This window comes from Pseudomonas sp. 18058 (assembly GCF_902706155.1).
In the GTDB taxonomy this organism is placed as follows: domain Bacteria; phylum Pseudomonadota; class Gammaproteobacteria; order Pseudomonadales; family Pseudomonadaceae; genus Aquipseudomonas; species Aquipseudomonas rustica.
Genome location: NZ_CACSJY010000008.1, coordinates 55,521 through 68,916, shown reverse-complemented (window position 1 = coordinate 68,916; position 13,396 = coordinate 55,521). Strand labels below are relative to the sequence as shown.

Annotated in this window: 12 protein-coding genes; 6 read left to right on the top strand and 6 right to left on the bottom strand. The window is 59.5% G+C overall.

Going from position 1 to position 13,396, the window contains the following annotated elements; translation table 11 throughout:
* Nucleotides 1-271: 271 nt before the first annotated feature.
* Both cysZ and GVL50_RS06475 read left to right on the top strand, forming a co-directional pair.
* Nucleotides 272-1,024, top strand: a complete 753-nt coding sequence (gene cysZ, locus GVL50_RS06480; protein ID WP_159812166.1) for a sulfate transporter CysZ — start codon at nucleotides 272-274, stop codon at nucleotides 1,022-1,024.
* A gap of 42 nt (nucleotides 1,025-1,066) precedes the next feature.
* Nucleotides 1,067-2,266: a glycosyltransferase family 1 protein gene (locus GVL50_RS06475; protein ID WP_159812165.1), complete on the top strand. Its 1,200-nt coding sequence runs from the start codon at nucleotides 1,067-1,069 to the stop codon at nucleotides 2,264-2,266.
* Between the two features lie 111 nt (nucleotides 2,267-2,377).
* Here GVL50_RS06475 and GVL50_RS06470 read toward each other — a convergent pair whose 3' ends face one another.
* From GVL50_RS06470 to GVL50_RS06460, 3 genes are all read right to left on the bottom strand, one after another.
* Complete coding sequence (locus GVL50_RS06470; protein ID WP_159812164.1) at nucleotides 2,378-3,481, bottom strand: NADH:flavin oxidoreductase; 1,104 nt, start codon at nucleotides 3,479-3,481, stop codon at nucleotides 2,378-2,380.
* A 195-nt stretch (nucleotides 3,482-3,676) separates the two neighbouring features.
* Entirely contained in the window at nucleotides 3,677-4,159 is a 483-nt protein-coding gene (locus tag GVL50_RS06465; RefSeq protein ID WP_053117143.1) for a glutathione peroxidase, read from the bottom strand.
* A 122-nt stretch (nucleotides 4,160-4,281) separates the two neighbouring features.
* The gene (locus tag GVL50_RS06460) at nucleotides 4,282-4,767 is read right to left on the bottom strand and encodes a peptidylprolyl isomerase (protein ID WP_053117141.1); all 486 of its coding nucleotides are present in this window, start codon (nucleotides 4,765-4,767) and stop codon (nucleotides 4,282-4,284) included.
* Here GVL50_RS06460 and GVL50_RS06455 point away from each other — a divergent pair.
* The 3 genes from GVL50_RS06455 to GVL50_RS06445 are packed head-to-tail and all read left to right on the top strand — an operon-like array spanning nucleotide 4,736 to nucleotide 8,125.
* Complete coding sequence (locus GVL50_RS06455) at nucleotides 4,736-5,062, top strand: DUF3565 domain-containing protein (RefSeq protein ID WP_082341397.1); 327 nt, start codon at nucleotides 4,736-4,738, stop codon at nucleotides 5,060-5,062. The genes GVL50_RS06460 and GVL50_RS06455 overlap by 32 nt on opposite strands.
* Before the next feature lie 60 nt (nucleotides 5,063-5,122).
* The gene (gene pta, locus GVL50_RS06450; protein WP_053117139.1) at nucleotides 5,123-7,222 is read left to right on the top strand and encodes a phosphate acetyltransferase; all 2,100 of its coding nucleotides are present in this window, start codon (nucleotides 5,123-5,125) and stop codon (nucleotides 7,220-7,222) included.
* On the top strand, nucleotides 7,223-8,125 hold the full coding sequence (locus tag GVL50_RS06445; RefSeq protein ID WP_053117136.1) for an acyltransferase: 903 nt from the start codon (nucleotides 7,223-7,225) through the stop codon (nucleotides 8,123-8,125).
* Nucleotides 8,126-8,277: 152 nt separating this feature from the next.
* Here the strand turns inward: GVL50_RS06445 and cysN are convergent, their stop codons facing one another.
* The 3 genes from cysN to GVL50_RS06430 all read right to left on the bottom strand — a co-directional run bounded on the left by cysN (nucleotide 8,278) and on the right by GVL50_RS06430 (nucleotide 12,098).
* Nucleotides 8,278-10,176 carry a sulfate adenylyltransferase subunit CysN gene (cysN, locus tag GVL50_RS06440; RefSeq protein WP_159812163.1) on the bottom strand — a complete coding sequence of 633 codons (1,899 nt, stop codon included), beginning with the start codon at nucleotides 10,174-10,176 and terminating at the stop codon, nucleotides 8,278-8,280.
* 9 nt (nucleotides 10,177-10,185) lie between these two features.
* Nucleotides 10,186-11,103, bottom strand: a complete 918-nt coding sequence (cysD, locus tag GVL50_RS06435; protein WP_008085033.1) for a sulfate adenylyltransferase subunit CysD — start codon at nucleotides 11,101-11,103, stop codon at nucleotides 10,186-10,188.
* Between the two features lie 236 nt (nucleotides 11,104-11,339).
* Complete coding sequence (locus GVL50_RS06430) at nucleotides 11,340-12,098, bottom strand: Nif3-like dinuclear metal center hexameric protein (RefSeq protein ID WP_159812162.1); 759 nt, start codon at nucleotides 12,096-12,098, stop codon at nucleotides 11,340-11,342.
* A gap of 103 nt (nucleotides 12,099-12,201) precedes the next feature.
* Here GVL50_RS06430 and algW point away from each other — a divergent pair, with 103 nt between their 5' ends.
* Nucleotides 12,202-13,359: a Do family serine endopeptidase AlgW gene (gene algW / locus GVL50_RS06425; RefSeq protein WP_159812161.1), complete on the top strand. Its 1,158-nt coding sequence runs from the start codon at nucleotides 12,202-12,204 to the stop codon at nucleotides 13,357-13,359.
* Nucleotides 13,360-13,396: the final 37 nt, after the last annotated feature.

The window sequence follows — 13,396 nt, the reverse complement described above, 5'->3', positions numbered from 1 at the left end:
CGCCGGACTGCCGGCGGAAATAAAAAAGGACCGTGGAAAACCTTGGGGAAGGCTTGAGCTCGACAGTCCTGTAAAAAGTTGGGTGCAGCGTATCGAGGGGGGCAAGATTAAGGAAATACGGATTAACAATCCAGCTCATAGGTGGTCTCTATGCCGACACACTGACCAGATGGACGTCTTTGTTACAGTGAATGTCGATCGCTCTACCGTGCTTTCGCCGCCGTTGCAAAGTCGGTAAGGTCGGCGCGTTTTCCCTTGCTCGGAGCACCTTATGCCCGCCCCTGTTCTGTCCGGCCCGCAATACCTGCGCGAAGGCCTCAAACTGGTTCTCAGCCCTGGCCTGCGCCTGTTCGTGTTGCTGCCGCTGGCGATCAACCTCGTGCTGTTCGTCGGATTGATCTATCTGGCAGGCCACCAGTTCAGCCTCTGGGTCGACACGCTGATGCCGTCGCTGCCGGAATGGCTGAGCTTCCTCAGCTACATCCTCTGGCCGCTGTTCGTCGTGTTGGTGGCGCTGATGGTGTTTTTCACGTTCACCATGCTCGCCAACGTGATTGCCGCACCGTTCAACGGTTTCCTCGCGGAAAAAGTCGAAGTGGTCGTGCGCGGCACCGATGACTTCCCGGCCTTCAGCTGGGGCGAACTGATCGAGATGGTACCGCGCACCCTCGCCCGGGAAATGCGCAAACTTGGCTACTTCCTGCCCCGCGCAATCGGCCTGTTCATCCTCTCGTTTATCCCGGTGGTGAACATCATCGCCGCGCCGCTGTGGCTGTTGTTCGGCGTGTGGATGATGGCGATCCAGTACATCGACTACCCGGCAGACAACCACAAACTCGGCTGGAACGAGATGCTCGCCTGGCTGCGGCAGAAGCGCTGGCAGAGCATGAGTTTTGGCGGGATCGTTTATCTGGTGCTGCTGATTCCAGTGGTGAACATTTTGATGATGCCGGCCGCCGTCGCTGGTGCGACGCTGTTCTGGGTGCGTGAGCGTGGCGCCGAGAACCTGGTGACTCAACGCTAACGCGGCGTCACAAATCCATCATCCGAACGTCACAACGACGACATGGCCTCAGCCGACACTGAGGTCATGACGACAGCTCTGCATATCACCCTCATCAGCGAAACCTTCCCACCGGAAATCAACGGCGTGGCCAATACCCTTGGCCGCTTGTGCGATGGACTGCGCGCGCGCGGGCATCAAGTGGATCTGGTGCGCCCGCGTCAGGCCGGCGATCCGCAGCGCAGCGATGACGACGCGCTGCTGTTGTGCCGAGGCTGGCCGCTGCCGGGCTATCCGGGCCTGCAATGGGGCCAGTCGTCGATGCACAAATTGCTGCGCCGCTGGAAACGCCAGCGCCCGGATGTGCTGTACATCGCCACGGAAGGCCCGCTGGGTTTGTCGGCCTTGCGTGCGGCGCGGCGACTCGGCATTTCGGTGGTCAGCGGTTTTCATACGAATTTTCAGCAATACACCAGTCAGTACGGCCTCGGCCTGCTGACGCGGATGCTCACGCATTATTTGCGCTGGTTTCACAATCGTTCGGCAATGACGCTGGTGCCCAGTCCCAGTCAACGTCTGGAACTGGAGCGTCGGCATTTCGAGCGTTTGGCGTTGTTGTCGCGCGGTGTGGACAGCCAGTTGTTTCACCCGAGCAAACGCCTGAACGCTTTGCGTGAGCAATGGGGACTTCGCGAGCGCGACGTTGCCGTGATTCACGTAGGACGCCTCGCGCCGGAGAAAAACCTGGGCCTGCTCAAGCGCAGCTTCGAAGCACTGCGCAGCGCTTATCCACAGCGCAATCTGAAACTCATCGTGGTCGGCGACGGGCCGCAACGGTTGGCGCTGGAAAAGGAACTGCCTGAGGCGATTTTTTGCGGTGCCCAGCGAGGCGAAGCGCTGGCGGCGCACTATGCGTCGGGGGATGTGTTTTTGTTTCCGAGCCTGACCGAAACCTTTGGCAATGTGGTGCTGGAGGCGTTGGCGTCAGGGTTGGGAGTGGTGGCTTACGATCAGGCTGCGGCAGCGCAGCATATTCGCCATGGCTACAGCGGCGTGCTGGCGATGCCCGGGGACGAAGAGGCGTTTTGCGAGGCGGCGGTGTGGTTATTGGAAGAGGATGAGCGCTTGCGTTGCGTGCGCCTGAATGCGCGGCAGCATGCGAGTCGCCAGGGGTGGGCGGCGATTATCGAGCAGTTTGAGAGCCATTTGCGTGGGGCATGTTTGGGGGATTTGGTGGTGCCTGAGGCTCAAACACTGCCTTGAATTATCGTTGCCTTTGAAACAGCTTTCGCGAGCAAGCCCGCTCCCACATTTTGAAATGCATTCCAAATGTGGGAGCGGGCTTGCTCGCGAAGGGGTCGTGACAGGCGCCGCTTAAACCAGCGACATCAACGCCTCACGGCTGAACGGCAAAATATCCTGCTCACGCCCTTCGCGGACTTTCAGCGCCCAGTCCGGGTCAACCAGCAGCGCACGCCCCACCGCCACCAGATCGAATTCCTCTTTGTTCAGACGCTCCAGCAAGTTCTCCAGACTGGCCGGTTGCGCGACCTTGTCGGTGTTGACCATGAACTGCAGGAACTCGCCATCCAGACCAACGCTGCCAACAGTGATAGTCGGTTTGCCGGTCAGCTTGCGCGTCCAGCCAGCGAGGTTCAGGTCAGAGCCATCGAACTCAGGCTCCCAGAAACGGCGCGTCGAGCAGTGGAAAATATCCACGCCAGCGTCGGACAACGGCTTGAGGAATTCACCCAGCCCTTCCGGGGTTTGCACCAGACGCGCGGTGTAATCCTGCTGCTTCCACTGCGAGAAGCGGAAGATGATCGGGAAGCCTTCGCCGACCGCAGCACGCACGGCTTGAATCAACTCGATGGCAAAACGCGAACGGTTGGCCAGACTGCCGCCGTATTCATCGGTGCGCTGGTTGCTGCCTTCCCAGAAGAACTGGTCGACCAGGTAACCGTGGGCGCCGTGGATTTCCACGCCGTCCATGCCGATGCTTTGTGCATCTTTGGCCGCTTGGGCGAATGCTGCGATCACGTCCTGAATATCTTGTTTGGTCATGCCGTGCACCACGACCTGGCCGTCCTTGAGTTTTTCCGACGGGCCGTAACCCGGCACGCTGGCGTCCGGTTCGGTGCCGATGCGGCGCACGCTGCCCACGTGCCACAGTTGCGGAACGATCTTGCCGCCTTCAGCGTGAACGGCATCGACGACTTTTTTCCAGCCGGCCAACGGCGCTTCACCGAAGAACTGCGGCACGTTCGGGTAACCGTTCGAGGCAACGTGGCCAACGGTGGTGCCTTCGGTGATGATCAGGCCAACACCGGCGGCCGCACGACGGCGGTAGTACTCGATGACTTTCGAATTCGGCACGCCACCCGGGGAGAAAGAACGGGTCATCGGCGCCATGACCACGCGGGTCGGCAGTTCGAGGGCACCGAGGTGGAACGGTTTGAACAAGGCTTGAACGGGCATCGAGAGGCTCCACAGAGATGACTTTATGACGGCGATAATATGGAGAGCCGAAGCCTTTGAACAGCATTATTGATTTCGGTGATTAAGGATTAAAAGACGCAAAGCAAAAGATCGGAGCCTTCGGCAGCTCCTACATGGGATTTCGAGGTCACCTGTAGGAGCTGCCGAAGGCTGCGATCTTTTGATCTTGCTTTATCAACTCAGCGCTTTTTCAATCGCATGAACAATGGTCGGATCATCCGGCGCCGTGCGCGGCGAGAACCGCGCCAGCACCCGGCCGTCCTTGCCGAGCAGAAACTTCTCGAAATTCCAGGTGATGTCACCGGGAAACTCCGCGCCCTCGCCCGCCAGCAGACGGTAGAGCTGATGCCGTTCGTGACCGTTGACTTCGAGCTTGCTCGACAACGGAAACGTCACGCCATAGTTGAGGCTGCAGAAATCCTGAATGTCCTTTTCAGAACCGGGTTCCTGACCGGCAAACTGGTTGCACGGCAGGCCCAGCACGCTGAAGCCTTTGCCTTTGAACTGCTGATAGAGGTTTTCCAGCGCCGCATACTGGGGGGTCAAGCCGCATTTGGAGGCGACGTTGACCACCAGCACGACTTGGCCCTTGAAAGGCGCCAGCGGTAGCTCCTGACCATCCAGGGCTGTCAACTTAAGGTCGTGAAAAGCACTCATGACGAACTCCAAGATTCCCGTGTTCTACTCGAAACAGCCACTTGGCGAGACCACCAAGGACAGCCGCGGACTAAAAAGGCGCCCGCAGGCGCCTCTCCAGTACTCGAAGCTTAGCGCAGAAATCAGTGGTGATGGCCACCTTCGCCATGGACGTGACCATGAGCGATTTCTTCCTGGCTGGCATCACGGATGTCAACGATCTTCACTTTGAAGTTCAGACGCTGGCCGGCCAACGGGTGGTTGCCGTCAACGGTCACGTCGTCGCCGTCGAGGTCACGGATGGTGACGATTTGCATCTGGCCGTCCGGCGCCGAAGCGTGGAACTGCATGCCGACTTCCAGCTCGTCAACGCCTTCAAACATGCTGCGGCTCAGGGTGCTGACCAGCTCAGCGGCGTATTCGCCGTAAGCGTCTTCCGGTTCAACGGAAACGTCCAGCTCGTCACCAACGGTTTTGCCTTCCAGAGCTTTTTCCAGGCCCGGGATGATGTTGCCTGCGCCTTGCAGGTAGACCAGCGGAGCGCCGCCGGCGGAGCTGTCGATTACCTCACCAGCGTCGTTGGTCAGGGTATAGTCGATGGAGACAGCCTTATTGGCGGCGATCAGCATGGGGCGAGACCTTTTGCATAAGAATATAGAAAGGCCAAGTTTAGCGAAGCAATCGCGCGAAAGCGAACACAACCCGGACAAACGGGTTTCGACGATCACAGGCTTCCATCAAGACGAAGAGGGCCATTGGGTGGCCGAGCTTTCCTGTGGCCACACCCAGCACCTGCGCCATCAGCCGCCATGGCAAACCCGGGCGTGGGTACTCGACCCGGCGCAACGTATTGAAAAAATAGGCCAACCCTTTGCCTGCGGTTGGTGCGCACAAGGCTCGGTTAGCGATAACCTTGGCGACTGAATTTCGGTAGTCAGCCAGACATAAGCTGACACCACTGCCATGCAACTTTAGAGAATTCGCATGCAAACTTTTTTTATCGCCCCCACCGATTTTGGCGTGGGTCTGACCTCCATCAGCCTCGGGCTGGTGCGCACGCTGGAGCGAGCGGGCCTGAAAGTCGGGTTCTTCAAACCGATTGCGCAGCCGCACCCGGGCGACACCGGCCCTGAGCGTTCCACCGAACTGGTGGCGCGCACCCACGGCCTGAAACCGCCGCAACCGCTGGGCCTCGCTCACGTCGAGCGGATGCTCGGCGACGGCCAGCTCGATGAGTTGCTCGAAGAAATCATCACCCTGTATCAGCAAGCCGCCATCGGCAAGGATGTGCTGGTGGTCGAAGGCATGGTGCCGACCCGTAGCGCCAGCTACGCCGCGCGGGTCAACCTGCACCTGGCCAAAAGCCTCGATGCCGAAGTGATTCTGGTCTCCGCGCCGGAAAACGAAGTGCTCGCCGAACTCTCCGGGCGCGTCGAATTGCAGGCGCAATTGTTCGGCGGGCCGAAAGACCCGAAAGTCCTTGGTGTGATCCTCAACAAGGTCAAAACCGACGAAAGCATGGACGCCTTCGCCGCGCGTCTGAAGGAGCATTCGCCGTTGCTGCGCAGCGGTGATTTCCGCTTGCTCGGCTGCATTCCGTATCAGCCAGAACTCAACGCCCCGCGCACCCGCGACGTCGCCGATCTGATGGGCGCGCAGGTGCTCAACGCCGGTGATTACGAAACCCGGCGGATGACCAAAATCATCATTTGCGCGCGTACCATGCGCAACACCGTCGAGCTGCTCAAGCCCGGTGTGCTGGTGGTGACGCCGGGCGATCGCGACGACATCATCCTCGCCGTCAGCCTCGCCGCGATCAACGGTGTGCCGCTGGCCGGGCTGTTGCTGACCAGCGACACCCTGCCCGATCCGCGCATCATGGATCTCTGCCGTGGCGCGTTGCAGGCCGGTCTGCCGGTGTTGTCGGTGAGCACTGGCTCCTACGACACCGCCAATCTGCTCAACGGTTTGAACAAGGAAATCCCCATTGATGACCGCGAGCGTGCGGAGATCATCACTGATTTCGTCGCCAGCCATCTCGACGCGAAATGGCTGCACCAGCGCTGCGGCACGCCTCGGGAAATGCGCCTGTCGCCAGCGGTGTTCCGTTATCAATTGATTCAGCGTGCGCAGGCAGCGAACAAGCGCATCGTCCTGCCTGAAGGCAGCGAGCCGTTCACTGTGCAAGCGGCGGCGATCTGTCAGGAACGCGGGATCGCCCGTTGCGTGTTGCTGGCGAAACCGGAAGACGTCGAAGCCGTCGCCCGCGCCCAAGGCATCACATTGCCGCCGGGGCTGGAGATTCTTGATCCGGATCTGATCCGCGAACGCTACGTCGAGCCGATGGTGGCCCTGCGCAAAACCAAAAGCCTTAATGCGCCGATGGCCGAGCAGCAACTGGAAGACACCGTGGTGATCGGCACCATGATGCTCGCGCTGGATGAAGTCGACGGATTGGTTTCCGGCGTGATCAACACCACGGCCAACACCATCCGCCCGGCCCTGCAGCTGATCAAAACGGCACCGGGCTGCACGCTGGTGTCGTCGGTGTTCTTCATGCTCTTCCCGGAGGAAGTGCTGGTCTACGGTGACTGCGTGATGAACCCGCACCCAAGTGCCACCGAGCTGGCCGAGATTGCCTTGCAAAGCGCCGATTCGGCTGCGGCGTTCGGCATCACCCCGCGTGTGGCGATGATCAGTTACTCCAGCGGCGAATCGGCCACTGGCGAGGAAGTCGAAAAAGTCCGCGAGGCCACCTTGCTCGCCCACGAGCAACAGCACTCGCTGCTGATCGACGGCCCGCTGCAATACGATGCTGCGGCCAACGCTGAAGTCGCCCGGCAACTGGCGCCGAACAGTCAGGTCGCCGGTCGCGCCACGGTGTTCGTCTTCCCGGATCTGAACACCGGCAACACCACGCACAAAGCCGTGCAACGCAGCGCCGATTGCGTCAGCCTCGGGCCGATGCTGCAAGGCCTGCGCAAACCGGTGAACGATTTGCCGCGCGGCGCGCAAGTCGATGACATCGTCTACACCATCGCCCTCACCGCGATTCAAGCCGCCAACCGACCTATGGATGTGTAAATGCTGGATTTTCTACCTGCACCCGTGCGCGGTGTGATCGCTTCGCTGCTGTTGGCGCTCAACACGATTCTGCTCTGCTCGTTTCTGTTTTGCGTGGCGCTGGTCAAGGCGTTGCCGTTTGCCTTCACCCAGCGCATCGCCGGTTGGCTGATGAGCCACACCCATGAAGCGTGGATCAGCAACAACAAAGGCTGGATGAACCTGGTGCGCCGCACGCGCTGGCACCTCAGCGGCTTGCAAGGCCTCGACTATCAGCACTCGTATCTGATCACCAGCAACCACCAGAGCTGGGTCGATATTCTGGTGCTGCAATACGTGCTCAACCGTCGGATTCAGCCGCTGAAATTCTTCCTCAAGCAGGAGCTGATCTGGGTGCCGGTGATTGGTCTGGCGTGGTGGGCGCTGGGCTTTCCATTCATGAAGCGCTACTCCAAGGCGTACCTGGCCAAGCACCCGGAGAAGAAAGGCAAAGACCTCGAAACTACGCGTAAAACCTGCGCGAAATTTCGCAATAATCCGGTGGGGATTTTCAACTTCGTCGAGGGCACGCGGTTTACCGAGGGCAAACATGCGCAACAGCAATCGCCGTTCAAATATCTGCTCAAGCCGAAGGCTGGCGGCATTGCGTTTGTACTGGATGCGATGGGCGAGCAACTGGAGTCGATCGTTAACGTGACGATTCACTACCCGGCCGGGCGGCCGGGGTTCTGGGATTTGCTCTGCGGCAATGTGCGCGACGTGGTGGTGCATTTTGAAGAGCTGAAAATTCCGCAGCAATTCATTGGCAAGAATTACGATCAGGACGGCGAGTATCGTTTGCAGTTTCAGGGCTGGATCAATCAGCTGTGGCTGGACAAGGATGCGCTGCTGGAACAGATGCACCGCGAATATCCGAAGCATTAAGATCAAAAGATCGCAGCCTCCGGCAGCTCCTACATTGGATTGACGTACATCCTGTAGGAGCTGCCGAAGGCTGCGATCTTTTGACTTTTTAAAGATCACAAAAAAGCCCGCCGATGATACTCATCGGCGGGCTTTTTATTTGTCGCTAACGCTTAGATCGCGCCACGCTGACGCAGCAGATCCAGCACTTGCTTGACGCTTTCTTCCAGACTCAGCGTCTGCGTGTCGATCACCAGATCGGCATTCAGCGGCACGTCGTACGGGAAGGATTCGCCCGGGATGTTGTCGCCACCGGCGGCATACAGACCTTGCGGATCACGCTCGGCGCACACGGCCGGCGAGGCCTGTACGTAGACCGTCAGCAGACGCTCCTTGCCGATCAGATCCTTGGCCTGCTCGCGACCTTCAGCGCTTGGCGCCACGAACGAGGCCAGGGTCAGCAGACCCGCTTCGTTGAACTGACGCGCCACGTGTGCGGCACGACGCCAGTTCTCGGTGCGACCGGCGCGATCCTGTGGCAGGCCTTTGTTCAGGTCCTGACGCAGGTTCTGGCCATCCAGCACAAACACCGCACGGCCCATGTCGAACAGCTTGCGCTCGACCGCGTAGGCCAGCGTGCTTTTGCCCGCGCCCGACAGACCGCTGAACAGCACGGTGGCCGGTTGCTGGCCGAAACGCTGAGCACGTTCCTCAGTCGCAACATGCGCCAGTTTGCCGTGGTGCGTGGCAGTGCCATGCGTCACTGGCTGCGCGACGATCATGCCGGCGCCGACGGTGCCGTTGGTCAGGCGATCGATGATGATGAACGCGCCGGTGGTGCGGTTGCTTTCGTAACCGTCGAGGGCGATTGGCGCATCAAGCGCAATCTTCACCTTGCCGATTTCGTTGAGCTGCAACGCGCTCGCCGGGCCTTCTTCCAGGGTGTTCACGTCAACCTTGTTAACGATGCTGGCAATCGAGCCCGGCACGTAACTGGTGGCGCGTTTGATGTCGTATTTCTTGCCCGGCAGCATCGGCTCTTCAGCCATCCACACCAGCATCGCTTCGAAGCTGTCGGTGACTGGCGGCACGTTGTCGGCATGCACCAACAGGTCGCCACGGGAGATGTCGATTTCGTCTTCCATGGTCAGCGTCACTGCCTGACCTGGACCGGCGTGTTCCAGCTCACCTTCGAAGGTGACGATGGATTTCACGCGGCTGCTTTTGCCCGACGGCAGCACCACGACTTCGTCGCCTTTCTTGACGATGCCGCTGGCCAGCGTGCCGGCGAAACCACGGAAGTTCAGGTTCGGACGGTTGACGTACTGCACCGGGAAACGCAGATCAGTGAAGTTGCGATCGCCCGCCACTTCCACGGTCTCGAGAATTTCCATCAGCGACTGGCCTTTGTACCAAGGCGAGCGCTCGGACTTGTTCACCACGTTGTCGCCCTTGAGGGCAGACATCGGCACGAAATGCATGCTGGTCGGCTTCATCTTCAAGCCTTCGGCGAACTTCAGGTAGTCGGCCTTGATCGACTCGAACACGCCTTCGTCGAAGCCTTTCAAATCCATCTTGTTGATGGCGACGACGATGTGTTTGATCCCCAACAGGGAAGCAATGAAGCTGTGGCGACGGGTCTGGGTCTGCACGCCGTAACGCGCGTCGACCAGGATGATCGCCAGGTCACAGGTAGAGGCACCGGTGGCCATGTTGCGGGTGTACTGCTCATGGCCGGGGGTGTCGGCGATGATGAATTTGCGCTTGGCGGTGGAGAAATAGCGGTAAGCGACATCGATGGTGATGCCCTGCTCACGCTCGGCCTGAAGACCGTCAACCAGCAATGCCAGGTCGATGTCGTCACCGGTGGTGCCGACTTTCTTCGAATCGCGGGTAATCGCTTCGAGGTGATCTTCGTAGATCATTTTCGAGTCGTGCAGCAGGCGCCCGATCAGGGTGCTCTTGCCGTCATCGACGTTACCGCAAGTCAAAAAGCGCAGCAGCTCTTTACGTTCGTGCTGGCCCAGGTAGGCGAGGATGTCCTCGCTGATCAAATCAGATACGTGCGACATGACAGCCCCTTAGAAATAGCCTTGACGTTTTTTGTCTTCCATTGAGCCGGCACCATCGTGGTCGATGACACGGCCCTGGCGCTCGGAAGTTCGCGTCAGGAGCATTTCTTGAATGATGTCCGTCAGCGTTTCGGCTTCGGACTCCACGGCGCCCGTCAACGGGTAGCAGCCAAGGGTGCGGAAACGCACTTTCTTTTTGACGATGCGCGCTTTGTCTTCATCGGACAGGTGCTCGAGGATGCGCTCGTCGTCGATCATGATCAGCGTGCCGTTCTTCTCGATCACTTCGCGTTCGGCGGCGAAGTACAGCGGCACAATCGGGATGCCTTCGAGGTAGATGTACTGCCAGATGTCCAGTTCGGTCCAGTTCGACAGAGGGAATACACGGATGGATTCGCCCTTGTTGACCTTGCCGTTGTAGACATTCCACAGTTCTGGACGCTGGTTTTTCGGATCCCAGCGATGCTTGCTGTCGCGGAACGAGTACACGCGCTCTTTGGCGCGGGATTTCTCTTCATCGCGACGGGCGCCGCCGAAGGCTGCGTCGAAACCATGCTTGTCGAGTGCCTGTTTCAGGCCTTCGGTTTTCATGATGTCGGTGTGCTTGGCGCTGCCGTGGGTGAACGGGTTAATGTTCTGCGCCACGCCATCGGGGTTGATGTGGGTGATCAAGTCCAGGCCCAGTTCTTCGACCATCTTGTCGCGGAACTTGTACATCTCCTGGAATTTCCAGCGGGTGTCGACGTGCATCACCGGAAACGGCAGCTTGCCCGGGAAGAACGCCTTGCGTGCCAGATGCAGCATCACGGCGGAGTCTTTACCGATGGAGTACAGCATCACCGGGTTATCGAACTCGGCGGCCACCTCGCGGATGATGTGGATGCTTTCCGCCTCCAGCTGTTTCAGATGCGTCAGTTTGTCGACCATGGCTACTCACGAAAACTTTCTTATGAACGGCCAGCGGGCCGTGTTCGAGCGGGGAATCCTAGCACAGCGACCTTCTTCTAATCAGGACGCGGGCTAGAACGAAAGGGCATATGAATATGCCTCACAGTTCGGCCAACCCGCCCCTGTAGGAGCTGCCGAAGGCTGCGATCTTTTGATCTTGTTTTTAAAGATCAAAAGATCGCAGCCTTCGGCAGCTCCTACAGAGGTCGTGTCAGTTAGATCGGGTTGGGGATGTCGATGAAGATGTGTTCGAGGGCGAAGCGTTTTGCCAGGTAGTCGCCCAGTGCCTGCACACCGTAGCGTTCGGTGGCGTGGTGGCCGGCGGCGATGAAGCTGATGTCGTTTTCGCGAGCGCTGTGGAAAGTCTGCTCGGACGCTTCGCCACTGAGGAACAAATCGACGCCCGCCGCCACGCCGTGATCGATGTAGCCTTGGCCACCGCCAGTACACCAGCCGACCCGACGAATCATCGGGCTGCCTTCAATCAGCAGCGGCTCACGGCCCATGACTTCCTGCACTTTGCGGGCGAAGTCGCGGGCGGTCATCGGGTCTTTCAACGAGCCGACCAGGCCAACGATTTTCAGATTATCCGGATCCAGCGGCCCTTCCACGGTGATGTCCAGTTGGCGAGCCAGTTGCACGTTATTGCCCACGTCCGGGTGCAGATCCAGCGGCAAGTGATAGGCGAGCAAGCTGATGTCGTGCTTGAGCAGCGTCTTCAAGCGGCGCTGTTTCATGCCGGTGATGCACGGGTTTTCGCCCTTCCAGAAGTAACCGTGATGCACCAGCACCAGATCCGCCCCGGCCTCAACGGCAGCGTCGAGCAAGGCCTGGCTGGCAGTGACGCCGCTGACAATGCGCATCACCTGCGGCCGGCCTTCGACCTGCAAGCCGTTGGGGCAATAATCGGCGATTTTCGCACTGCCAAGGTAACGGTCGGCTTCTTCGACGAGGGTGCTGAGGGCAACGGCCATGAAAGACTCCTAAATATCCCGTTCAGAGGCACGCGCGGCCTCGTATAATGCGCGACATTATGGGCGGTCTGACCCCGCCTGCAACTTTTCCAGGACGTGCTTAATGTTCAAGGCGCTGCGTTTTATGGGCTGGCCGTTGTTGGCCGGTGTGCTTATCGCTCTGTTGATTATTCAGCGTTACCCGCAATGGGTCGGGCTGCCGAGCCTCGACGTCAACCTGCAACAGGCCCCGCAAACCACCAGCGTGCAGCAGGGCCCGGTGTCCTATGCCGACGCGGTGACCATCGCGGCGCCGTCGGTGGTCAACTTGTACACCACCAAAGTCATCAACAAGCCGAACCATCCGCTGTTTGAGGATCCGCAGTTCCGCCGCTTCTTCGGTGACAACTCGCCGAAGCAGAAGCGTATGGAATCGAGCCTCGGTTCCGGCGTGATCATGAGCCCGGAAGGCTACATCCTCACCAACAACCACGTCACCAGCGGCGCCGATCAGATCGTCGTGGCGTTGAAGGACGGTCGTGAAACCCTCGCCCGCGTCATCGGCAGCGACCCGGAAACCGACCTCGCCGTCCTCAAGATCGATTTGAAAAACCTGCCGGCGATCACCGTCGGCCGCTCTGACAACATCCGCATCGGCGATGTCGCGCTGGCCATCGGCAACCCGTTCGGCGTCGGCCAGACCGTGACCATGGGCATCATCAGCGCCACTGGCCGCAACCAGTTGGGCCTGAACAACTACGAAGACTTCATCCAGACCGACGCGGCGATCAACCCGGGCAACTCCGGCGGCGCACTGGTCGACGCCAACGGCAACCTCACCGGCATCAACACCGCGATCTTCTCCAAGTCCGGCGGCTCGCAGGGCATCGGTTTTGCAATTCCGGTGAAACTGGCGATGGAAGTGATGAAGTCGATCATCGAGCACGGCCAAGTGATCCGTGGCTGGCTGGGCATTGAAGTGCAGCCGCTGACCCAGGAACTGGCCGAGTCGTTTGGCTTGTCCGGGCGTCCGGGGATTGTCGTGGCGGGGATCTTCCGCGATGGCCCGGCACAGAAGGCCGGCCTGCAATTGGGTGACGTGATCCTGAGCATTGATGGCGAGCCGGCCGGGGATGGTCGTCGCTCGATGAACCAGGTTGCGCGGATCAAGCCGACTGACAAAGTGACGATTCAGGTGATGCGTAACGGTAAAGAGTTGAAGCTCACCGCTGAAATTGGTCTGCGTCCACCACCAGCGCCAGTGCAGGAAAAAGAAGAGTAAAACTTTTTTCGCGCCAGGCGCGCGAATAAAAGACATT

What these genes read in the sequence shown, in the direction of transcription:
- GVL50_RS06445 (WP_053117136.1), top strand. Translation starts at nt 7,223, where the DNA reads ATGCTGGATTTTCTACCTGCACCCGTGCGCGGTGTGATCGCTTCGCTG.
- pta (WP_053117139.1), top strand. Translation starts at nt 5,123, where the DNA reads ATGCAAACTTTTTTTATCGCCCCCACCGATTTTGGCGTGGGTCTGACC.
- algW (WP_159812161.1), top strand. Translation starts at nt 12,202, where the DNA reads ATGTTCAAGGCGCTGCGTTTTATGGGCTGGCCGTTGTTGGCCGGTGTG.
- GVL50_RS06460 (WP_053117141.1), bottom strand. Translation starts at nt 4,767, where the DNA reads ATGCTGATCGCCGCCAATAAGGCTGTCTCCATCGACTATACCCTGACC.
- cysN (WP_159812163.1), bottom strand. Translation starts at nt 10,176, where the DNA reads ATGTCGCACGTATCTGATTTGATCAGCGAGGACATCCTCGCCTACCTG.
- cysZ (WP_159812166.1), top strand. Translation starts at nt 272, where the DNA reads ATGCCCGCCCCTGTTCTGTCCGGCCCGCAATACCTGCGCGAAGGCCTC.
- cysD (WP_008085033.1), bottom strand. Translation starts at nt 11,103, where the DNA reads ATGGTCGACAAACTGACGCATCTGAAACAGCTGGAGGCGGAAAGCATC.
- GVL50_RS06475 (WP_159812165.1), top strand. Translation starts at nt 1,067, where the DNA reads ATGGCCTCAGCCGACACTGAGGTCATGACGACAGCTCTGCATATCACC.
- GVL50_RS06470 (WP_159812164.1), bottom strand. Translation starts at nt 3,481, where the DNA reads ATGCCCGTTCAAGCCTTGTTCAAACCGTTCCACCTCGGTGCCCTCGAA.
- GVL50_RS06455 (WP_082341397.1), top strand. Translation starts at nt 4,736, where the DNA reads ATGGAGACAGCCTTATTGGCGGCGATCAGCATGGGGCGAGACCTTTTG.
- GVL50_RS06465 (WP_053117143.1), bottom strand. Translation starts at nt 4,159, where the DNA reads ATGAGTGCTTTTCACGACCTTAAGTTGACAGCCCTGGATGGTCAGGAG.
- GVL50_RS06430 (WP_159812162.1), bottom strand. Translation starts at nt 12,098, where the DNA reads ATGGCCGTTGCCCTCAGCACCCTCGTCGAAGAAGCCGACCGTTACCTT.